Genomic DNA, 19,855 nt, shown 5'->3' with positions numbered 1-19,855 from the left:
AAAGACGTAAGAATGCAGCCTCATCATTTCTGGCAGGATTTCCAGCCCGGCCCGCCGCCGCCGCCGCCCTGGCACCACCGGTTTCCGGCCTCTCTGCCCGACGGGCGGGTGCTCTGGCTGCCGATCCGGCCGCTGGGCGACAGTGGCACCGGCATTGCCTCGCTGATCCTGAATCAAGCGAGCTTTGAGGTCGAGGACGCTCTGGCGGACCATCTCGCAACAAGGCTCGCGCCCCATGCACCGGATGTCGTGATCGGCCTGCCCACACTCGGGCTGGGCCTGGCCCGCGCGGTGGCCGCGCGGCTGGGGCATGCGAGGATGATCCCGCTCGGGACCTCGCGCAAGTTCTGGTACGACGAGGCCCTGTCGGTGCCGCTCAGCTCGATCACCAGCCCGGGGGCGCAGAAACGACTGTATCTCGACCCGCGCATGATCCCGCTGCTCGACGGTGCCCGGATCGCGCTGATCGACGATGTGGTCAGCTCCGGTGCGTCGATGCGGGCGGGGCTGGCGTTGCTGGCGCTGACCGGTTTGCAGCCGGTGGTGATGGGCGTCGCGATGCGCCAGACCGCGCGCTGGCGGGAGGGTCTTGCCAGCGCTCCTGTCGAAGGCGTCTTCGACACCCCGCTGCTGCGCCGCACCGAGGCGGGTTGGGCGCCCGAGGCACCCGGACCCTAGGCCGACATCACCGGTCGATTTCGAGATGCGGGCGCCCGTCCGAGGTGCATTCCCGCGAATGCCCCCTGGGTCCGACCGTTCCCCGGATCCGCTTGCGCAGGCTGGAAAACCGCGACGAGGCGACCACATCCACCGGCACGTCCAGCGACAGCTCGAGCCGATACCAGCCGGGCCGGAGCATTTCGACGCTCACCACCGTCGCCTCGAACGGGTGAGAGAGGTAGCGGCCCCGCACGCGCCCGCCCGGCACGAAGCCGTCGGGCGGGCTGTCGCCGAGGACGGCGCGCAGGGCGTTCCAGTCGCGCGCGCCATGGCGGCGGGCGATCTCTTCCAGCGCCTGGCCATGGCCGATGTCGATGCCCTGCGCCTTCATCTCCGCGCGCAGAAGCCGCGCCTCGGCCTTGACCGTTTCGAGCGTGGGACGCGCCGGTGTCATGCCCCGCCTCCCGCCGACGTGTCGAACAGACCCCAGCGCAGCGCGTGCCGCCTTGCGCGCCGCGACAGGACAAGCGCCGTCAGGCCCAGCAGCAGCAGTTCGGCGCAGGGGCCCGTCCACCAGATGGCCGGTTCCCCGAAGCTCAGCGGCAAGAGGAAGGTCAGCGGCAGGATGAACAGATAGGGTTTCGCCAGCCCCAGCACCGCCGCCCGCGGCGCGTCTCCGATCGCCTGGAAATGCGCCGAGACCATCATCTGCGGCCCGGAAAGCACGAAGAGCGCCACCATCGCCGGCAGGATGACCCCGACCTTGGCCACCACCAGCGGATCCGCAACGAAGGCCTGGCCGATCTGCGGCGCGAACAGGGTCACCACCGCCTGCGCGCCGGCGCAAAAGACCAGCGCCGCCCCCGCAGCGACGCGGAAACTGCCGTCTCGGCGCCGCCAGAGACCCGCCCCGTGGTTGTTGCCGGTGATCGTCTGCATCGCCTGCGACAGCCCCAGCAGCGGCAGGAAGGCAAAGGTCATCACCCGCGTGGCGATGCCATAGGCCGACACGCTCACCGCGTAATCCGGACTGGCGATCATTTGCAGCGCGGTCAGCAGCGCTGTCGAGGCCAGCGCGATGCCGACGAAGTTCAGGCTCTGCGGCGCGCCCAGCGCCAGGATGCCGCCCCAGCCCTCGACGCTGATGTGGCGCAGCACCACCCCCGGCGTCAGCAGCGTGCGGCCCCGGGCGCTATACGCCAGAACGATGCCCAGCGCCACGGCCTGCGCCAGAATCGTGCCATAGGCCGAGCCCGCGATCCCCAGGCGGAAGACCCCGATCAGCAGATAATCGAACCCGATATTCCCGAAGGAGACGAGCAGGCTCATCGCCGCCATAAACCCCACATGCCCTTCGTTGCGCAGCGCGTCGGCATTCACCGACAGCACGAAGAAGACCGGCGAAAACAGGACGAGGATTTGCAGATAGACGCCCGTCATCGCGGCCAGCGTCGCATCGCCCCCCGCCGCCAGCCGGACCACCGCGCCGCCGGAAAGGGCATAGAACACGATCAGTGCCGCGCCCGCCGCCAGCGCCAGCCAATGGGCGCTGGCATAGAGACGCCGTGCCGCATCGAGCTGCCGGGCCCCCAGATGACGCGCCAGCAGGCTCGACATACCCCCGGCGACCAGCGTGGAAAGGGCGACGATCAGCATGTAGAGCGGAAAGGCCAGCGTCACGGCGGCCAGCGCCTGCGGGCCGACATAATGCCCCAGAAAGACCGCATCGACGACGGTCAGCAGCCCGTTCATGCCCATCACGAAGATGATCGGCAGGGCGGTTCGGGCGTAGAGCCCCGCAAGGGGGGCATCGAGATAGCGGTTGCGGGAAAGGTCCGGCATCGCTCTCACTCCTTCAACGGTCTCGCATGTGGAGGATGGGACCCGCATTGCCACCCGCGCGAGACGCGGAAAGGGTATCAGAGAGAAGACCGAGGCAGAACTTCACCAAGACGGAACCGTCGCGGGTGGCAGGCGTCTGCAGCCGAGGCCCTCTCTAGAAACCCGCACGGCGCGGGTCAAGCGTCTTGCGGCGGCAGCGCCCCGGTATTGGCGGCCGCCGGCGTCGCGTGGGCCCGGGCCGATGTCGTGTTGCGGCCCACGATGGCCGGCGCCTCGCGGCTCAGGGCCGGATCCGTCAGGGCATGCACCATGAACAACGCAAAATCGCTGCGCCGGGTCCGGTTCGACGCCAGCTCCGGGGCACCCACATGGCGCGCCCAGACCGGCAGCCCCTCGCCCGGCCCCTCTTCCAGATCCGACCCGCGCACCACCGTCCAGTCGCGTTCCGAGGCGAAGATCCGCCGCGTCGCCTCGACCTGATCGTCGAGATCCGCAAACCGCAGCCAGCGCGCGACAAGGCCAAACACCGCAACCAGCGCGCGCAGCCTCCAAGTGTAGCGGTCCTTGCCATCCCGCGAGATATGCCAGCCGCAGGAAAACACCAGCCGCGCGCCCGGCTCGGCAAGATCGAGCACCGCCTGCGCGGTGCCGGTGGCATAGCCCTCGACCCCCCAGGGCACCAGAACGGTGAGCACCCCGTCGCAGCCTTTGACCGCCTCGGCGATAACCGCACGGTCGTTGGTGCGGCCCGGGAAAAGCCGGATCCGGTCGCCGAAGCGCGCGAGTTTCGCCACGCTCTCGGGTCGGCAGACTCCGGTCACCTCATAGCCGCGCGCCAGCGCGTGTTCGGCCATGTACTGGCCGAGCTTTCCCGAAATTCCGATGATGCAGATGCGTTTCATAAGCTGGATCCTGTCCATACATTGCGGGTTGCGGCTGCTCTAGCCGAGGCTCGATCTATTGAAAATTGACTGGACTTCTCGATCTGATATGCAGATATGCATGGATTGGCGTTCGGTGACATTCGACTGGAACCGCGCGCGGGCCTTCCTCGTCACCGCCGAGGAAGGCTCGCTGTCGGCGGCTGCGCGGGCGCTGGGTCTGGCCCAGCCGACGCTTGGACGGCAGGTCGATGCGCTTGAGAAAGACCTTGGCGTGGTGCTGTTCGAACGCTTCGGGCGCGGCTTGCAACTAACCCCGGCGGGGCACGAGCTGCTGGCCCATGTCCGCGCCATGGGAGAGGCCGCGCGCGGCCTGTCGCTCGCCGCTGTCGGACAAAGCGACGAGATGGCGGGCGAGGTGACGATTTCCGCCTCCGATCTCTATGCCGGGCTGCTGCTGCCGCCGATCCTCGCCCGGCTGCGCGCAGCGGAGCCCGAGATCGTGGTGACGGTGATCGCCGAGAACACCGCCGCCGATCTGATGCGGCGCGAGGCCGACATCGCGATCCGCAACTTCCGCCCCCGTGAACCCGAGCTTGTCGCCCGCAAGATCCGCGAGACCGACGCCCGGTTCTACGGCAGCCCCGCCTATCTGGAGCGGATCGGGCCCCTGCGCCTGCCGCAAGACCTGTCCCGGGCAAGCATCATCTCGCCGGGCGATCCCGGTCGCTTCCTGGCGCATCTGAGCCATTTCGGCCTTGGGCTCACGCCGCGCAACTTTCCCGTTCGCTGCGCCAGCTACCTCGCGGCCTGGGCGATGGTGAAACAGGATCTCGGGCTGGCGGTGATCGACGCCCGCCTGGGCGATGCCGATCCCGGGGTCGTCCGCGCGCTGCCCGAGTTCGTCCCGGTCACCTTCCCGATCTGGCTGGTGGCCCATCGCGAAATTCACCGCAACCGGCGCCTGCGCGTCGTGTTCGATTTCCTCGCCGACGCGCTCGCCTGAGCAGGCACGACCGGCGCCCGAGACTTGACTCTTGCGCCCCCGCCCGCCCTTCTCTCGTCAAAAGATGAGAGGCGCCCGATGCAAAACCCGTTCGACCAGGAACTCGAAGACCGTCTTGTCCGCTATGCGGCAATCGACAGCCAGAGCGACGAAGACTCGCCCAGTTCTCCCAGCACCGAGAGTCAGTTCGGCATGCTGCGCCTGCTTGAGACAGAGCTTGGCGAAATCGGCGCGCAGGACGTGCGGCTGACCGAATACGGGGTTGTTCTGGCAACGATTCCCGGCACGGCCCCCGGCCCGACCATCGGCCTTCTGGCGCATGTGGATACCGCGCCGCAGTTCCATGCCAGCGGTGTGAAGCCCCGGGTCGTGCGCGGCTATAACGGCGGCGAGATCACCTTTCCCGACGATCCCTCGCTGGTGCTCTCGCCCAAGGAGTTTCCCTATCTCGCCGAGAAGCAGGGCCATGACCTCGTCACCGCCTCGGGCAGCACGCTGCTGGGGGCAGACGACAAGGCCGGCGTGGCGATCATCATGACCGCCGCCCGCCACCTGCTGGCGCATCCCGAAATCGCGCATGGCCCCATCCGCATCGCCTTTACCCCGGACGAAGAGATCGGCCGGGGCGTGGCCAAGGCGCTGCCCGGCGATCTTGCCGCCGACTTTGCCTATACGTTCGACGGCGGACGGGTCGGCGAGATCGAATACGAGACCTTCTCGGCGGACGGCGCCGAGGTCACGGTCACCGGCGTGTCGATCCATCCGGGCTTTGCCAAGGGCAAGATGGTGAACGCGATCCATCTCGCCTCGAAGATCGTCGAGATGCTGCCGCAAGCCACCATGACCCCCGAGGTCACCGACGGGCTGGAGGGCTTCGTCCACGCCACCGAGATGACCGGCGGATCCTCGCAGATGAAGCTCAAGTTCATCCTGCGGGATTTCGAGCGCGACGGGCTGGCGGCCAAGGGCGAGATGCTGCGGCAGGTCTGCGCGGCGGTACAGGCGACCGAGCCGCGCGCGACGATCACCTGCGAGATCCGGCCGCAATACCGCAACATGCGCTACTGGCTGGAAGAGGACATGACGCCGGTCGATCTGGCCCGCGACGCCTGCCGCAAGCTGGGCATGGAGCCGGTGTCGGTGCCGATCCGGGGGGGCACGGACGGGTCCCGCCTGACCGAGATGGGGGTGCCGACGCCGAACCTCTTCACCGGGATGCAGAACATCCACGGGCCGCTCGAATGGATTTCCGTGCAGGACATGGCGGTCGCCACCGATCTGTGTCTGACCCTCGTCGGGCTGGCGGCGGAGACCGGCGAATAGACCGCTTCGGGTCGCCCTAGCCCAGCTGCGTCGCCCGCCGCGTCCTCCAGAGCCGGCGGGCGAAGGCCAGTGCGAAGAGCGCGGTCAGGATCAGCACGATGGTGGGCGCCGGGGCGCTGTCGAGAAACACGCTCAGATAGGTTCCGCCCAGCATCGAGAACAGGCATGCGGCGCAGGCGACCGCCATCATCCGCCCGAACCGCCGGGTCACGAGAAACCCGATGGCCCCCGGCGCGATCAGCAGCCCCACCGCCAGGATCAGCCCGGTCGCGGTCAGCGTGGCCACGATGGTCAGCGACAGCAGCGCCAGCAGCCCGTAATGCAACCAAGCCACCGGCAGGCCCGAAACCCGCGCCTGCGCCGGATCGAAGGCATGCAACCGCAGGTCCTTCCAGCTCAGCAACAGCGCCACCGTGACGGCCAGAGAGATCAGCCCCGCGGTCCAGAGATCCCCAGGCCCCACCCCCAGCATATTGCCGAACAGGATGTGATCGAGATGCAGGTCGCTTTCGATCTGCGTGTAAAGCACGATCCCCAGCCCGAACATGCCCGAGAACACGATGCCCATGACCGTGTCCTGCTTGACCCGGCTGTTCTCGGCCAGAAAGCCGGTGGCCAGCGCCGTGATCATGCCCGCCCCGAAAGCCCCGAGGATCAGCGGTAACCCCGCCACATAGGCCAGCACCACCCCGGGCAGAATGGCATGGCTCACCGCATCGCCCATCAGCGCCCAGCCCTTGAGCACCAGAAAGCACGACAGCAGCGCCGTGGGGATCGCCACGATGGCGCAGATCAGGAAAGCGTTCTGCATGAAGGCGAACTGGAAGGGCATCAGAAGCTCGCTCATGCCGCGTCCTCCCGCAACGCCTCGACCGCCCGGCGCCGCGCCGCCAACATCCCATGCCGTGGCGCAAAGACGAAGGCTGTGAGGAAGAGCAGCGTTTGCAGCACCACGATTACCCCGCCGGTCGCACCATCCAGGAAAAAGCTGAGATAGGCGCCGAAAAAGGCGGTCAGCGCGCCGATGGCGACGGAGGTCACGATCAGCCGGGGAAAGCGGTCGCAGAGCAGATAGGCGGTGGCGCCGGGCGTCACCACCATGGCGACCACCAGAAACGCCCCCACCGTCTGCATCGCCGCCACCACCGAGGCCGAGAGCAGCGTAAAGAACACCGCCTTGAGCAGCCCGGGCCGCAGCCCGATGCTCTGCGCGTGCGCCTCGTCGAAAAACACCGCCATGAGGTCGCGCCACTTGGCCAGCAGCACCGCCAGCGACACCAATCCGATGATCGCCAGTTGCAGCGCGTCCCCCGGCGAGATCGCGAGGATATTGCCCATGGTGATGGTCTGCACAGAAACCGCCATCGGATTGACCGAGACCATGAACAGCCCCAGCCCGAAAAAGCTGGTGAAGATGATGCCGATGATCACGTCCACCTTGAGGCCCGAGCGCTCGGACAGCATCAGCATCGCCGCCGCCGCCAGCCCGCCCGAGAGGAACGCGCCCAGCGCGAAGGGCAGGCCCAGCATATAGGCGCCGGCGACCCCGGGCACGACCGAATGCGAAAGCGCGTCGCCGATCAGCGACCAGCCCTTGAGCATCAGATAGGAGGAGAGAAAGGCACAGACCGCCCCCACCAGCGCCGAGACCCACATGGCGTTGGACATGTAGCCATAGGCAAAGGGCTCCAGCAGCACGCTCACTGCTCCTCTCCCCGCAGCCGGGTCTCGTCGCCATATTGCACCAGCGGGCGCTCGTCGTCGGAAAGGATCGTCACGCGGCGCGCATCCTCGTCCTCATGCAGATCGCCGCCGCCCAGGGTGAAATGCCGCAGCACCCCGCCAAAGGCGCGTTCGAGGTTCTCGCGGTTGAACACCCGCGCGGTCGGGCCATGGTCGAGCACCGTGCCCTTGACCAGAACCGTGCGGTCGCAGAATTCCGGCACCGAGCCGAGATTGTGCGTCGAGACCAGCATCACCCGCCCCTCCTCGCGCAGCTCGCGCAACAGCGCGATGATCTGTTCCTCGGTGGTCACGTCGACGCCGGTAAAGGGCTCGTCGAGCAGGATGATCTGCCCGTCCTGCGCCAGCGCCCGCGCCAGGAAGACGCGCTTTTTCTGCCCACCCGACAGCTCGCCGATCTGGCGGTGACGGAACTCCAGCATATTGACCCGGCGCAGCGCGGTCTCGACGGCGTCGCGGTCGGCCCGGCTCGGCCGGCGCAGAAAGCCCATATGGCCGTAGCGCCCCATCATCACCACATCCTCGACCAGCACCGGAAAGGACCAGTCCACCTCTTCGGCCTGCGGAACATAGGCGACGAGATTGCGCTTCAGCGCCTGTTTGACGGTGTAGCCCAGCAGCCGGATCTCGCCCTGCGCGACGGGCACAAACCCCATGATCGCCTTGAAGAGCGTCGATTTCCCGGCGCCGTTCACGCCGACCAGCGCGGTCACGCTGCCGCGCGGCACCGCAAAGCTGGCGCGGCGCAGCGCGGTATGGCCGTTGCGGTAGGTCACCGTCACGTCGCGGGCCCACAGCCCCTCGTCGGGCGCTTGTGCGGGATCGGCGGGATCGGATCGCTGGATCATCTCTGGCATCCTTCCGGCAAGGGTCATGGCGCGGTCACCCGCCGGTTCCGGTCAGGCCGCGCGCGATGGTCTCGGAGGTCACCCGCAGCAGGTCGAGATAGCTGGGCACCGGGCCGCCGGGTTCCGACAGCGAATCGACATAGAGCACCCCGCCATAGGCCGCGCCGGTCTCGCGGGCGACCTGTTCGGCGGGCGCCGTGTTCACCGTGCTTTCGCAGAACACCGCCGGTATGTCATGCGCCTCGACGCTGTCGATCACCGTCTGCACCTGCCGGGGCGTACCCATCTGGTCGGCATTCATCGGCCAGAGGTAAAGCTCCCGCATGCCGAAATCCCGCGCCAGATAGCTGAACGCGCCCTCGCAGGTCACCAGCCAGCGCTGCGGCTCGGGGATCTGCGCGATCTCGTCACGCAGCGGCTCCAGCGTGTCGCGCAGGGCCTGTTTGTAGTCTTCGGCGTTCCGGGCGTAGGTCGCGGCGTTTTCCGGGTCGTGCTCGGCAAAGGCGGCTGCGATATTGTCGATGTAGATCAGCGCATTATCCAGCCCCATCCAGGCGTGGGGATTGGGCTTGCCCTCATAGCTGCCCGAGCCGATGGCGATCGGGTCGATGCCCTCGGACAGCGTCACCGAGGGGATATCGCCGAGATTGTCGAGAAACTGCGCGAACCAGAGCTCCAGATTGAGCCCGTTCCACAGGATCAGATCGGCGCCATGGGCGCGGAACAGATCGCGCGGCGTCGGCTCGTAGCCGTGGATCTCCGCCCCCGGCTTGGTGATCGAGACCACCTCTGCCGCGTCGCCCGCCACATTCTGCGCCATATCGGCAAGCACGGTGAAGGTGGTCACGACCTTCATCTTCTCCACCGCCAGCGCTGCCTGCGCGGAGCAGAGGCCGAGAAGGACGGCGGCAAGGCCTGTCGGGATGGCGTGCATGAAGTCTCCTTTCAGCATTTCTTCATGTAAATGCGACCCATTCTCATCTGTCAAGCGCGTAAATGAGACGCAGTCGCAGGTTCAATTTCTTGCAAGCATCGCGCGACGGCGATACGAAAGAGCCTACTTCACGGAACGGACGGATCGCATGACCGCGGAAACGACGGAATTTGCCGACGCGCTGCGCGCGGCCGGGCTGAGGGTGACCCAGCAACGCATGAGCGTTCTGTCGATTCTGATGGAGGCACAGGACCACCCGAATGCCGACGAGGTCTTTACCCGTGCCAAGGAGATCGACGGCTCGGTGTCGTTCGCGACGGTCTACCGGACGCTCGCGGCGCTGGAAGAGGCGGGGCTCATCCAGCGGCTGAATTTCGAGAACGAACCCGCGCGGTTCGAGATCACCCCGGTGGCCGAACACGACCATATGGTCGATATCGACACCGGCGAGGTGATCGAGATCGCCAGCGAAGAGATCAACCGGCTGCGTCAGGAACTGGTGGCACGGCTGGGATACGAGATCGTCAACCAGCACACGCTGATCCGCGCCCGCAAGAAACCCGGACGCTGAGCCGCCCCGAGGATACGCCATGACAGCGCTGATGATTCAGGGCACGGGCTCGAATGTGGGCAAATCGCTGCTGGTGGCGGGGCTGTGCCGCGCGGCGCGGCGGCGCGGGCTGTCGGTGGCGCCGTTCAAGCCGCAAAACATGTCCAACAACGCCGCCGTCACCGACGATGGCGGCGAGATCGGGCGCGCGCAGGCGTTGCAGGCGCTCGCCTGCGGACTGCCGCCGCACACGGATATGAACCCGGTGCTGCTGAAGCCGGAAACCGATACCGGCGCGCAGGTGGTGGTGCAGGGCAAGCGCCTGACCTCGACCAAGGCGCGCGAGTATCCGCAGCTGAAACCCCGTTTGATGGAGGCGGTTCAGGAGAGTTTCACCCGGCTGCGCGCCGCCCATGATCTGGTGATCGTGGAGGGCGCCGGCAGCCCCGCCGAGGTGAACCTGCGCAAGAACGACATCGCCAATATGGGCTTTGCCCGCAGGGCGGATGTGCCGGTGGTGCTGGCCGGCGACATCGACCGGGGCGGGGTGATCGCGCAGATCGTCGGCACGCAGGCGGTGCTCGACCCGGCGGACAACGCGATGATCGCCGGCTTCCTGATCAACCGGTTCCGCGGAGACCCGCGCCTTTTCGACGACGGCTATACGCTGATTGCCGAGCGCACCGGCTGGCCCGGCTTCGGGGTGCTTCCCTGGTTCGCCGACGCCTGGAAACTGCCCGCCGAGGATGCGCTCGATATCGACACGCCGATGCGCAGCGGCGGGCTGCATGTGGTCTGCCTCGCGCTGTCGCGGATCGCGAATTTCGACGATCTCGACCCGCTGGCCCAGGAAGAGGGCGTGCGGCTCACCATGCTTGGCCCGGGCCGGGCCATTCCCGGCGATGCGGATGTGGTGATCCTGCCCGGCAGCAAATCCACCCGGGGCGATCTGGCCTTTCTGCGCGCGCAGGGCTGGGACGTCGATCTCGCCGCGCATCTGCGGCGCGGCGGCCATGTGCTTGGGATCTGCGGCGGCTATCAGATGCTGGGGCAGAGCATAGCCGATCCCGACGGCATCGAGGGCGCCCCCGGCGCCGATCCGGGACTGGGGCTCTTGCAGATCGACACGGTGATGACGGGCGACAAGCGCCTGACCGAAACCCGGGCGCACCACGCGGCATCGCAAATCCCGTTTCATGGCTACGAGATCCATATCGGCCGCAGCGACGGACCGGACCGCGCCCGCCCCTTCGCTTGGGTCGGAGAACGCGCCGAAGGGGCGGTCAGCGCCGACGGACGGGTCTCCGGCAGCTATCTGCACGGCATGTTCCGCGACGATGCCTTTCGCGCCGCCTGGCTGGCCGGGTTCGGTGTCGTGGCCTCGGCGCGCTACGACGCGACCGTCGATCAGGTGCTGGACGCCCTGGCCGACCATATGGAACAACATCTCGACATCGGCGCCCTGCTCGGCCTCGCCCGCTGAGCGGGCCCGTCCGTGCCAGCCCCCTGCAACGCATTGACCCGAGTTTTTTACTAAGGTATCTGCGGATCAAGCCGGACATCCGAAGCCAGAAAGCCGTCCCCCCTCATGACGCGCCATCCAGCGACTGCGGCACATCACGATTGGGGACATTCCGATGAACGACACGACACGGGGGCTGTTGCTCCTGACCACGGCGCTATGCGCCGGCACCAGCCTCAGCGCGCAGGAAACAGACCCGCTGTTTCTGGGCACGCTGCGCATCGAGGGCGCCGCGGCGCAGAACCTGCTCGGCAATGACGAGATCACCGAAGAAGAGCTGGAAGACCGCAACCCCGCCACGGTGAAGGATGTCTTCGCCGGCGAATCCTCGGTCACCGTCAGCGGCGGCTCGGCCATGGCGCAGAAGGTCATGGTGAACGGCATCGAGGAATCGCTGCTTTCGGTCACCATCGACGGTGCGCGGCAGAACAAGGGCGCCTTTCACCATACCGGCAACGTGCTGCTCGACCCGTCGCTGCTGAAAGCGGTCGAGGTGAGCGAGGGGCTTGCGCCCGCCGATGCCGGCCCCGGCGCACTTGGCGGCGCGCTGGCCTATACCACCAAGGACGCGCGCGACCTGCTCGAGCCCGGCGATCCCTTCGGCGGCATCCTGACCCTCAGCGGCGGCGACAATGGCTCGGGCCTGCGCAGCACGCTGTCGCTGTTCGGCCAGCAGGGCGGGTTCGAGTGGCTTCTCAGCGCCACCGACCACGCGGGCGACGAGTATGAGGACGGCGACGGCACGCGCATCGACGGCACCGCCCCGGAACTGAGTGACTACCTGCTCAAGCTGGCCTTCACCTCGGACAGCGGCAAGCGGCTGTCCTTCTCGGCCTCGCAGACCGAAGACACCGGGCCGCGCGCCTCGCAGGGCGGTTTTATCCGCGCCGATTTCGCCGGGCTGACCAGCCCCGCGCGCCCGACCGAGATCATCGACGGCTATGCGCGGCGCAGCTCCTATACGCTGACCTACACCGACGAGGCGCCTCAGGGCTGGTTCGCCCCCACCCTGCAACTCAGCTACAACGAGCAGGAGGTGGATGTCGGCAACAACTCCGGGCTCAACACCAGCCTTTCGGGCACCGCCAAGAACGACTGGCAGCTCGGCAATGGCATGCTGAGCGCCGGGCTCGACTTCTTCGACGAAAGCGCCGAAGCGACCGAGGGCGCCTCGGGCAAGGAGAGCCGCAGCAATATCGGTCTCTTCGCGCAGGCGCGGCAGGACCTGACCGACCGGCTCTCGGTCAGCTACGGTCTTCGCTACGATTATCAGTGGTTCGACGGCGCCGACGGCAGCAAGTTCGAGGATGGCGGGTTCAGCGTCAACGGCGCGCTCGACTACGTGCTGACCGACACGCTGACACTGAATGCCGGGCTCGCCTCCACCTGGGGCGGTTTCGCGCTTGGCGAGGCGGCGCTGGTCAACTACCGCACCGACTGGATCTATGACGGCTTCACCCCGGCGCGGTCGAACGCGGCGCGGCTCGGGCTGCGCTACGAAAACGGCCCCTGGGCGGTCAGCGGCGCGCTGTTCCACACCGAGGTCAGCGACATCACCGCCGTGCTGCCCACCGCCGGTGCAAGAGGCGAACAGGCGGATATGGTCTCGCGCGGGTTCGACGGGTCGGTCAGCTATACCGGCACGCGCGGCTACGCCAAGCTGAACTACACCCACGCCAATGTGGAGATGGACGGCAGCACCGTCGGCACCACCGCCTATTACATCGGCCGTCCGGTGGGCAGCCTCATGGCGCTGGAAGCCGGGTATGACATTCGTGACAACTGGCGCGTCGGCGGCACCGCCGAAATCGCGTTTGAAAACGATGCCACCGATCCCGACCTGCCCGGTTACGAGGTGCTGAACCTCTTCACCTCCTACACCCCGCGCGGCTTCGATAATCTGGAACTGCGGCTCGATGTCCGGAACGTGTTCGACCAGACCTATTCCAGCCGCAGCTCGGACGGGCTCGACTTCACCGGTTCCGTGGTGCCGCTGACCGAGCCGGGCCGGACCTTTCTGGTGACCGCGACGATGCGGTTCTGAGACAGCTTCCTTGGACCAAAAGAAAAGAGCGGGCATCACTGCCCGCTCTTTTTTGTTCGGCCAGGCTGGCCCGGGCGCGATCAGGCCGCCGTCCAGGTCATCCCGCTGAACTCTTCGCGAAAGGCGAAGCGCTCCAGGTGCTTGTCGATGATGCCCCGCGCGCGCAGAAGACCTTCGTTGTCCTCGGCACTGATTTCCGCATGCAGCGTCTCGTCCGAAGCGTTCAGCGTCGCCGGCCCCGTGGGCAGAGCCATGCGGGCCGAGGTGGCATCATACTCCACCTCGATCTTGTGAGCGAAATGCTTGCAAAGCTGTTGCAGGTATTTCGAGGCGTTGGGGGTCTGGAAAGTTCCGGTTTCTTGCAGGGACATGGCCGCGCTCCAAAAGTTGATCGTTTATGTCAGATTATGCATTGCGGCTCGGAATAACAATCCGGTATCCTGCATCACATCTCTGCGAAGCCGGCTCACCGCCATGCCACGCGCCCCCTTTTCTCCGACCGGGAGCCACCACATGCGCACTCTCCTGCTCGCAGGGCTCATCGCCTGCGCCTCTTCCGCCTTTGCCGAGACCGTGACGGTCGAAACCGCCACCGGCACCGCCGATGTCCCTGCCGCGCCGGACACCGTCGTCGCCTTCGATGTCGCCGCCATCGACACGATTTCCGCCCTCGGCCAGCCGATCGCGGGCGTGCCGCAGCCGCTGTACCTGCAAAGCCTCGACGCAGTCGAGGCGGCGGCCCAGCCGGTCGGCACGCTGTTCGAACCCGATTTCGAGGCACTGGCCGTCATGCAGCCCGATCTGATCGTGGTCGGCGGACGGTCCTCGGCCCAGGCCGAGGCGCTGGCGCAGATCGCGCCGGTGATCGACATGACGATCTGGGGCGACGGCATGGTCGAGCAGGCCAAGGCCCGCATCGCCGCCTATGCCACGATCTTCGGCAAGCAAGAGGCCGCCGCCGCGCTCTCGGCCCGGCTCGACGCGCGGCTCGACGCCGCGCGCGAGGCGGTCGCTGGAAAGGGTAACGCGCTGATCGTGCTGACCAATGGCGGCAAGATCTCGGCCTATGGCGCCAACAGCCGGTTCGGCTGGCTGCATGGCGCGCTGGAGCTGCCCGAGGCCCATCCCGGCCTGACCGCAGAAGCGCATGGTCACGCCATTTCCTTCGAGTTCCTCGCCGAGACCGATCCCGACTGGCTGCTGGTCATCGACCGGGGCGCCGCCATCGGCGCCGAGGGCGAGGCCGCCGCCGCCACGCTCGACAATCCCATCGTCGCGCGGACCAAGGCCGCGCAGCAGGGCCATATCGTCTATCTCGATGCCGGTCCGCTTTATATCGCCGGCGGCGGAGCCGGGTCGATGATCCACACGCTCGACGAGATCGTCGCGGCGTTCTCGAAAAGCGAAAGCTGATCGCCCATGCGCCGCCGGCTGTTGCCCCTGGTCGCCCTTGCCGGGCTGATCGCCCTCAGCCTGTCGCTGGGAGCGGCGAGCTTTGGCGACGATGCGGGCTGGCTGCTGATGGTCAGCCGGCTGCCGCGCACCGCGGCGGCGCTGCTGGCCGGGGCCGGGCTGGCGCTGGCCGGCGTGGTGGTACAGCAGGTGGTGCAGAACCGGCTGGTCGAGCCCTCGCTCACCGGCGCCCCGGAAGCGGCGATGCTGGGGCTTCTGGCGGTGACGCTGCTGGCGCCCGGGCTGGCCGTGGCGGGCAAGATGCTGATCGCCGCGACGGCGGCGCTGGCGGGCATGGCCGGCTATCTGGCGCTGGCCGCAAGGCTGCCGCGCGAAGACCCGATGCTGCTGCCCATCGTGGGCATGGTCTATGGCGGGATCCTGGGCGCCGCCGGGGTCTGGGGCGCCTGGGCCACCGATCTCATGCAATATCTCGGCGCCTGGCGGCTGGGCGAGTTTTCGGGCGTCATGATGGGGCGGTACGAGTGGCTCTGGGCCATCGCCGCGCTGGCGGCCCTGCTTTATGTGATCGCCGACCGGATCACCCTTTTGGGGCTGGGCGAGGCGCAGGCCCGCAGCCTCGGGCTCGATTACGCGCAGACCCGGGCGCTGGGCCTGGTGGTGGTCTCGGTCATCACGGCGCTGGTGCTGGTGACCGTGGGGGCTTTTCCTTTCGTCGGGCTGGTAGCGCCCAATCTCGTGGCGCGCTGGCGCGGCGACAACCTGCGGGCGAACCTGCCGTTGATCGCGCTTGGAGGCGGCGGGCTGCTGCTGGCGGCCGATGTCATCGGGCGGCTCATCCGCTACCCGTTCGAGATTCCCGCCGCGACCGTGGTTGCGGTCTTTGGCGCCGGGGTCTTCCTCTGGCTGCTGCACGCCGCCCCGGGGCGCCGTCATGGCTGAACGCCGCGTCCTCTGGCTGGCCCTGGCGCTGCTGGCGCTGAGCGCGGCCTTTCTCGCCTGGCATCTGCGCGCGCCCATGGGGTTCATCCTGGGCCTGCGCGCCGCCAAGCTGGGCGCGCTGATCTGCGTCGGCGCCGCCACCGGCGCCGCCACGATCCTGTTCCAGACCGTCGCCGCGAACCGGCTGCTCACCCCCGGGCTGGTGGGATTCGACGCGCTGTTCATCCTGATGCAGACGCTGCTTGTGCTGATTCTGGGTGGCGTTGGCGCGGCGCAGATCCCCGGAGGGCTGCGCTTTGCCTTCGAGGTGCTGGCCCTTGGCCTGGCCTCGGCCGCGCTTTTCGGCCTGCTGCTGCGGCGGGACGCGCGGGATGTGACGCGGATGATCCTCACCGGCATCATTCTGGGGGTGCTGCTGCGCGGGCTCAGCGAGATGGTGCAGCGGCTCATGGATCCGTCCGATTACGCCGTCGTTCAGCAGGCGATGTTCGCCAGCTTCGGCCGGATCGATCCGCAGCAGCTTGCGGTCGCCGCCGTGGTGCTGCTGGCCGCGCTCGCCGCCGCGCTGCGGATGGCGCCGGCGCTGGACGTGGCCGGGCTGGGGCGCGGCACCGCGCGCGGTCTGGGGCTCGATCACGACCGGCTGGTGCTTGTGGCGCTGCTGTTGATGGCCGCCATGGTCTCGGTCTCGACCGCTCTGGTGGGGCCCATCACCTTTCTGGGGCTGCTGACCGCAAGCCTCGCCCGGCAACTCACCGGCACCCATCGCCACGCGGTGCTGTTGCCCGCTGCCGCGCTGCTGGGCGCGCTGATTCTCGTGGCCGGCCAATTCGTCTTCGAACGCCTGCTAGGCAGCCCTTCGGCGCTGGCGGTGATCGTCGAACTGTTCGGCGGGCTGCTCTTCCTCGCCCTCGTCCTGAAACGGAGACGCCCATGATCGAGATTTCCGATCTCAGCTATGCGGTGGGCCAGACCCCCATCCTGCACGGTATCACCACGACGCTCGAACGCGGCGGGATCACCGCGCTTATCGGGCCGAACGGCGCGGGAAAATCGACCCTTCTTCACTGTCTCGCCGGGCTGGAACGGCCCGCCTCGGGGCGCGTCCGGATCGACGGGCTCGACCCGTTCACCGCACCGCACCGGCAGCGCGCGCGGGCGGTGGCGCTGCTACAGCAATCCCCCGCTCTGGTCAGCCGGTTGAAAGTGCGGGAACTGGTGGGTTTCGGACGCTGGCCGCATCATCAGGGCCGCCCCGGTCCGGAGGATCGGGCCCAGATCGACCGGGCGCTGACCGCGTTCGCACTCACAGAGTTGCAGGACCGCGCGCTCGATACGCTGTCCGGCGGGCAGCGTCAGCGGGCCTTCATCGCCATGACCTATGCCCAGGACACGCCCTGGATGCTGCTCGACGAACCGCTGAATGCGCTCGATCCACGCCACGCGCGCGATCTGATGGCCCGGCTGCACGGGCTGTCGCGCGACGGCGCGCGCAGCATCGTGATCGTGCTGCACGACATCAACGCGGCGGCGGGCTGGGCCGATCACATCGTCGCCATGAAGGACGGGCGCATTCTGGCGCAGGATCACAGCGCCGCGCTGCTGACACCGGAGGTGCTGCGCGACCTGTACGACACCCCGTTTGAGCTGTTGCAGCACAAGGGGCGCCCGGTGGTGGTGGCGCGCTAAACCCGCCGAGCTCAGTCGGTCGCGTCAGGCAGCGCCGCCGCTTCGGTCGCACCGATTTCCGGCGTGGCGACGGAATTGTCCTTCAGCATGACTCCCGAAAGCCGGCGGCGGAACGCCTCCTGCAACAGATAGCCGGCCCGGTAGGCGGCATCGGCAAAGGACAGCCCGCCCTCGCGGATGTTCGAAATGCAGTTGCGATCCGCGTCGGTGCTCTCGAGGCTCGGCGCCCAGGTCAGATAGAGGCCGAGACTGTCGGCGGCCGACAGCCCGGGCCGCTCGCCGATCAGGACGATGACACATCTGGCGCCGAGGCAGCCGGCGATGTCGTCGCCAATCGCGACACGACCCTGAAGCGCAATCGACGCCGGCGCCAGCGTGAGCCCGCTCTGCGCCACATAGGGCAGGAAGGCGCGCAAGAAGGGAGGCGCGGATTGCTGCACCGCTAGCGCAGAAAGACCGTCCGCGATGACGATGGCCAGATCCGCGGGCTCTGCGGGCGCAAGCGCCCGCAGCCGGTCGGCATCCGCCGCGTTCAGCCGCCTGCCGAGATCGGGGCGGCGGAGATATTCCGAACGGTCGCCGACCTGGCTGTGTACCGTGTGCAGATCGAGCGGCAGTTCCGACAGATCGGAGGTCAGCGCCGGAACGTCGAGCGCCGAATGCACCGCCGTCCTGGCGGCGGCATGGGCCGCCTGAAACTCGAGCTGCCGGGCAACCGGCAGCGATACGCCGCTGCGCCCCAGCGCGATGCGGGCATTGGTGAAGCGCCGCAGATCCTGCCAGAGATCCCCGTCGGCCGAGGCGGAAGAGGGCGAGTCCGTCATGCTTGATCCAGGAGCAACATAGTGTTCGCAAAGGCTTTCGGCGGCACGGCATTGGGCGAGAAGCACCCGTCGTCGGGCAGGATGCCGGTCTCGTCCAGCCAGCGCTCGAACTCGGGCGCGGGGCGCAGCTTCAGCACGCGGCGGGCATAAAGCGCATCGTGGAAGGAGGTGGTCTGATAGTTCAGCATCACATCGTCCGAGCCGGGAATACCCATGATAAAGGACACCCCCGCAACCCCCAGCAGGGTCAGAAGCTGATCCATGTCGTTCTGATCCGCTTCCATATGGTTGGTATAGCAGATGTCGCACCCCATCGGCAGGCCGAGGAGCTTGCCGCAGAAATGGTCTTCGAGCCCGGCGCGGATGACCTGCTTGCCGTCATAAAGATATTCCGGCCCGATGAACCCCACCACCGTGTTGACCAGCAACGGCTCATAGGCGCGTGCCACCGCATAGGCGCGGGCCTCCAGCGTTTGCTGGTCGATCCCGTGATGGGCATTGGCCGACAGGCAGGATCCCTGGCCGGTTTCGAAATACATGACATTGTTGCCGACCGTTCCCCGGTTCAGCCCCCGCGTGGCCTCCAGCGCCTCCTGCAAGACACCCAGCGACACCCCGAACGAGCGGTTGGCCGCTTCGGTGCCGGCAATCGACTGAAAGGCCAGATCCACCGGCGCGCCCGCCTCGATCACCTCGAGGGTCGTGGTCACATGGCTCAACACGCAGGATTGCGTGGGAATGCCGTTCTCCGAAATCACCTCGTCGAGCATATGCAGCAGTGCCGTGACAGCGGCAGTGTTGTCCGAGGCCGGGTTGATCCCGATGACGGCATCACCGGAGCCATACATCAGCCCGTCAAAGGTCGATGCGGCCACGCCGCGCACATCGTCGGTCGCGTGGTTCGGCTGCAACCGCGTCGATAGCCGGCCTTCAAGACCGATTGTGTTGCGGAATCGGGTCACCACGCGGCATTTCCGCGCCACGAGGATCAGATCCTGTACCCGGCAGAGCTTGGAGACAGCGGCGACCATCTCGGGCGTGAACCCGGGCGCCGCGCGTTCGAGGGCGGCACTGTCTGCCGCGTCCGACACCAGCCAGTCGCGCAGATCCCCGACGGTCATATGCGCGAAAGGCGCAAAAGCCGCGCGATCATGGCTGTCGAGGATCAGCCGCGTGACCTCGTCGGTCTCGTAGGGCACCAGCGCTTCCGTGAGAAAGAGCTTGAGCGGCACCTCGGCCAGTGCGAGTTGCGCCGCAACACGCTCCACATCCGTGGCAGCGGCCAGACCGGCAAGCTGATCCCCCGAGCGCAGCGGCGTGGCGCGGGCCATCAGCGTCGCCAGATCGCCGAAGCGGAAGGTCTCTCCGCCGATGGCGTGACGAAAAACGGGCATTTCGGTGCAGTTCCCCAACATCTTGATCTTGTGCCAAGGCATCAGGCCGCTTGCCTGGTCCCATGCTTGCGCAAGACCATCGCAACTGCGGTCAAAATGGCAAGAAATCAGAGGGAGATTGGGGCAGATTTTCCGCACGGCCCTACAGATTGTGCGATATTTTTTTGCGTTATGAAGTTTGGAGATTTATCGTATTGAGAGATATATTTTGGTTTTTACTAGGTTTGGCGGTGACCTACT

The 19,855-nt window shown here is 67.2% G+C and carries 20 protein-coding genes; 10 read left to right on the top strand and 10 right to left on the bottom strand.

Annotated features, from left to right (window positions below):
- Positions 1–12 precede the first annotated feature (12 nt).
- The gene (locus M4578_RS24465; protein ID WP_258095760.1) at positions 13–678 is read left to right on the top strand and encodes a phosphoribosyltransferase; all 666 of its coding nucleotides are present in this window, start codon (positions 13–15) and stop codon (positions 676–678) included.
- A 7-nt stretch (positions 679–685) separates the two neighbouring features.
- Here the strand turns inward: M4578_RS24465 and M4578_RS24460 are convergent, their stop codons facing one another.
- From M4578_RS24460 to M4578_RS24450, 3 genes are all read right to left on the bottom strand, one after another.
- Complete coding sequence (locus M4578_RS24460) at positions 686–1,114, bottom strand: glyoxalase superfamily protein (protein ID WP_258095759.1); 429 nt, start codon at positions 1,112–1,114, stop codon at positions 686–688.
- Positions 1,111–2,502, bottom strand: coding sequence for an MATE family efflux transporter (locus tag M4578_RS24455; protein ID WP_258095758.1), 1,392 nt, complete (start codon positions 2,500–2,502; stop codon positions 1,111–1,113). Before M4578_RS24455 ends, M4578_RS24460 begins: the two co-directional genes overlap by 4 nt.
- Positions 2,503–2,678: 176 nt before the next feature.
- A complete protein-coding gene (locus tag M4578_RS24450) occupies positions 2,679–3,404 on the bottom strand; it encodes an NAD(P)-dependent oxidoreductase (protein ID WP_258095757.1) in 726 nt (241 codons plus the stop codon).
- A gap of 100 nt (positions 3,405–3,504) precedes the next feature.
- Between M4578_RS24450 and M4578_RS24445 the strand changes: the two genes are divergently transcribed.
- Both M4578_RS24445 and pepT read left to right on the top strand, forming a co-directional pair.
- On the top strand, positions 3,505–4,389 hold the full coding sequence (locus M4578_RS24445) for a LysR family transcriptional regulator (protein ID WP_258095756.1): 885 nt from the start codon (positions 3,505–3,507) through the stop codon (positions 4,387–4,389).
- Positions 4,390–4,467: 78 nt separating this feature from the next.
- A complete protein-coding gene (pepT, locus tag M4578_RS24440; protein ID WP_258095755.1) occupies positions 4,468–5,712 on the top strand; it encodes a peptidase T in 1,245 nt (414 codons plus the stop codon).
- Positions 5,713–5,728: 16 nt separating this feature from the next.
- On the opposite strand, the gene M4578_RS24435 is transcribed toward pepT, so the two are convergent.
- From M4578_RS24435 to M4578_RS24420, 4 genes are read right to left on the bottom strand one after another with little or no spacing between them, the layout of a single operon-like run.
- On the bottom strand, positions 5,729–6,559 hold the full coding sequence (locus tag M4578_RS24435; RefSeq protein ID WP_258095754.1) for a metal ABC transporter permease: 831 nt from the start codon (positions 6,557–6,559) through the stop codon (positions 5,729–5,731).
- Positions 6,556–7,416, bottom strand: a complete 861-nt coding sequence (locus tag M4578_RS24430) for a metal ABC transporter permease (protein WP_258095753.1) — start codon at positions 7,414–7,416, stop codon at positions 6,556–6,558. The genes M4578_RS24435 and M4578_RS24430 overlap by 4 nt, the downstream gene beginning before the upstream one ends.
- A complete protein-coding gene (locus tag M4578_RS24425) occupies positions 7,413–8,303 on the bottom strand; it encodes a manganese/iron ABC transporter ATP-binding protein (RefSeq protein WP_258095752.1) in 891 nt (296 codons plus the stop codon). The genes M4578_RS24430 and M4578_RS24425 overlap by 4 nt, the downstream gene beginning before the upstream one ends.
- A 34-nt stretch (positions 8,304–8,337) precedes the next feature.
- Positions 8,338–9,237, bottom strand: coding sequence for a metal ABC transporter substrate-binding protein (locus M4578_RS24420; RefSeq protein ID WP_258095751.1), 900 nt, complete (start codon positions 9,235–9,237; stop codon positions 8,338–8,340).
- 148 nt (positions 9,238–9,385) lie between these two features.
- On the opposite strand from M4578_RS24420, the gene M4578_RS24415 reads away from it, so the two are divergent.
- The 3 genes from M4578_RS24415 (at position 9,386) to M4578_RS24405 (ending at position 13,353) form a co-directional block, all read left to right on the top strand.
- A complete protein-coding gene (locus M4578_RS24415; RefSeq protein ID WP_258095750.1) occupies positions 9,386–9,808 on the top strand; it encodes a Fur family transcriptional regulator in 423 nt (140 codons plus the stop codon).
- A gap of 19 nt (positions 9,809–9,827) precedes the next feature.
- Entirely contained in the window at positions 9,828–11,270 is a 1,443-nt protein-coding gene (locus M4578_RS24410) for a cobyric acid synthase (protein WP_258095749.1), read from the top strand.
- A 154-nt stretch (positions 11,271–11,424) separates the two neighbouring features.
- Positions 11,425–13,353, top strand: coding sequence for a TonB-dependent receptor domain-containing protein (locus M4578_RS24405; protein ID WP_258095748.1), 1,929 nt, complete (start codon positions 11,425–11,427; stop codon positions 13,351–13,353).
- Positions 13,354–13,433: 80 nt separating this feature from the next.
- On the opposite strand, the gene M4578_RS24400 is transcribed toward M4578_RS24405, so the two are convergent.
- A complete protein-coding gene (locus M4578_RS24400) occupies positions 13,434–13,724 on the bottom strand; it encodes a DUF2218 domain-containing protein (protein WP_258095747.1) in 291 nt (96 codons plus the stop codon).
- 142 nt (positions 13,725–13,866) lie between these two features.
- On the opposite strand from M4578_RS24400, the gene M4578_RS24395 reads away from it, so the two are divergent.
- The 4 genes from M4578_RS24395 to M4578_RS24380 are packed head-to-tail and all read left to right on the top strand — an operon-like array spanning position 13,867 to position 17,397.
- Positions 13,867–14,766, top strand: coding sequence for a siderophore ABC transporter substrate-binding protein (locus M4578_RS24395; RefSeq protein WP_258095746.1), 900 nt, complete (start codon positions 13,867–13,869; stop codon positions 14,764–14,766).
- Positions 14,767–14,772: 6 nt separating this feature from the next.
- A complete protein-coding gene (locus M4578_RS24390) occupies positions 14,773–15,708 on the top strand; it encodes an iron chelate uptake ABC transporter family permease subunit (protein WP_258095745.1) in 936 nt (311 codons plus the stop codon).
- Positions 15,701–16,645 (top strand): iron chelate uptake ABC transporter family permease subunit, encoded by a 945-nt coding sequence (locus M4578_RS24385; protein WP_258095744.1) that lies wholly within the window; start codon positions 15,701–15,703, stop codon positions 16,643–16,645. Before M4578_RS24390 ends, M4578_RS24385 begins: the two co-directional genes overlap by 8 nt.
- Entirely contained in the window at positions 16,642–17,397 is a 756-nt protein-coding gene (locus M4578_RS24380; protein WP_258095743.1) for an iron ABC transporter ATP-binding protein, read from the top strand. The genes M4578_RS24385 and M4578_RS24380 overlap by 4 nt, the downstream gene beginning before the upstream one ends.
- A gap of 11 nt (positions 17,398–17,408) precedes the next feature.
- Here the strand turns inward: M4578_RS24380 and eutC are convergent, their stop codons facing one another.
- Positions 17,409–18,221 carry an ethanolamine ammonia-lyase subunit EutC gene (gene eutC / locus M4578_RS24375; protein ID WP_258095742.1) on the bottom strand — a complete coding sequence of 271 codons (813 nt, stop codon included), beginning with the start codon at positions 18,219–18,221 and terminating at the stop codon, positions 17,409–17,411.
- Positions 18,218–19,615, bottom strand: coding sequence for an ethanolamine ammonia-lyase subunit EutB (locus M4578_RS24370; RefSeq protein WP_258095741.1), 1,398 nt, complete (start codon positions 19,613–19,615; stop codon positions 18,218–18,220). Before M4578_RS24370 ends, eutC begins: the two co-directional genes overlap by 4 nt.
- Between the last annotated feature and the right edge of the window lie 240 nt (positions 19,616–19,855).

This window comes from Salipiger pentaromativorans (assembly GCF_024721115.1).
GTDB classification, from domain to species: Bacteria; Pseudomonadota; Alphaproteobacteria; order Rhodobacterales; family Rhodobacteraceae; genus Salipiger; species Salipiger pentaromativorans.
Note: the sequence above shows the minus strand (reverse complement) of the source record. Positions and strands in the feature narration are given on the sequence as shown.

Bases quoted from the DNA above. Each gene is read 5' to 3' on its own strand.
- M4578_RS24465 (WP_258095760.1), top strand. From the start codon at position 13: ATGCAGCCTCATCATTTCTGGCAGGATTTCCAGCCCGGCCCGCCGCCG.
- M4578_RS24460 (WP_258095759.1), bottom strand. From the start codon at position 1,114: ATGACACCGGCGCGTCCCACGCTCGAAACGGTCAAGGCCGAGGCGCGG.
- M4578_RS24455 (WP_258095758.1), bottom strand. From the start codon at position 2,502: ATGCCGGACCTTTCCCGCAACCGCTATCTCGATGCCCCCCTTGCGGGG.
- M4578_RS24450 (WP_258095757.1), bottom strand. From the start codon at position 3,404: ATGAAACGCATCTGCATCATCGGAATTTCGGGAAAGCTCGGCCAGTAC.
- M4578_RS24445 (WP_258095756.1), top strand. From the start codon at position 3,505: ATGGATTGGCGTTCGGTGACATTCGACTGGAACCGCGCGCGGGCCTTC.
- pepT (WP_258095755.1), top strand. From the start codon at position 4,468: ATGCAAAACCCGTTCGACCAGGAACTCGAAGACCGTCTTGTCCGCTAT.
- M4578_RS24435 (WP_258095754.1), bottom strand. From the start codon at position 6,559: ATGAGCGAGCTTCTGATGCCCTTCCAGTTCGCCTTCATGCAGAACGCT.
- M4578_RS24425 (WP_258095752.1), bottom strand. From the start codon at position 8,303: ATGATCCAGCGATCCGATCCCGCCGATCCCGCACAAGCGCCCGACGAG.
- M4578_RS24420 (WP_258095751.1), bottom strand. From the start codon at position 9,237: ATGCACGCCATCCCGACAGGCCTTGCCGCCGTCCTTCTCGGCCTCTGC.
- M4578_RS24415 (WP_258095750.1), top strand. From the start codon at position 9,386: ATGACCGCGGAAACGACGGAATTTGCCGACGCGCTGCGCGCGGCCGGG.
- M4578_RS24410 (WP_258095749.1), top strand. From the start codon at position 9,828: ATGACAGCGCTGATGATTCAGGGCACGGGCTCGAATGTGGGCAAATCG.
- M4578_RS24405 (WP_258095748.1), top strand. From the start codon at position 11,425: ATGAACGACACGACACGGGGGCTGTTGCTCCTGACCACGGCGCTATGC.
- M4578_RS24400 (WP_258095747.1), bottom strand. From the start codon at position 13,724: ATGTCCCTGCAAGAAACCGGAACTTTCCAGACCCCCAACGCCTCGAAA.
- M4578_RS24395 (WP_258095746.1), top strand. From the start codon at position 13,867: ATGCGCACTCTCCTGCTCGCAGGGCTCATCGCCTGCGCCTCTTCCGCC.
- M4578_RS24390 (WP_258095745.1), top strand. From the start codon at position 14,773: ATGCGCCGCCGGCTGTTGCCCCTGGTCGCCCTTGCCGGGCTGATCGCC.
- M4578_RS24385 (WP_258095744.1), top strand. From the start codon at position 15,701: ATGGCTGAACGCCGCGTCCTCTGGCTGGCCCTGGCGCTGCTGGCGCTG.
- M4578_RS24380 (WP_258095743.1), top strand. From the start codon at position 16,642: ATGATCGAGATTTCCGATCTCAGCTATGCGGTGGGCCAGACCCCCATC.
- eutC (WP_258095742.1), bottom strand. From the start codon at position 18,221: ATGACGGACTCGCCCTCTTCCGCCTCGGCCGACGGGGATCTCTGGCAG.
- M4578_RS24370 (WP_258095741.1), bottom strand. From the start codon at position 19,615: ATGCCCGTTTTTCGTCACGCCATCGGCGGAGAGACCTTCCGCTTCGGC.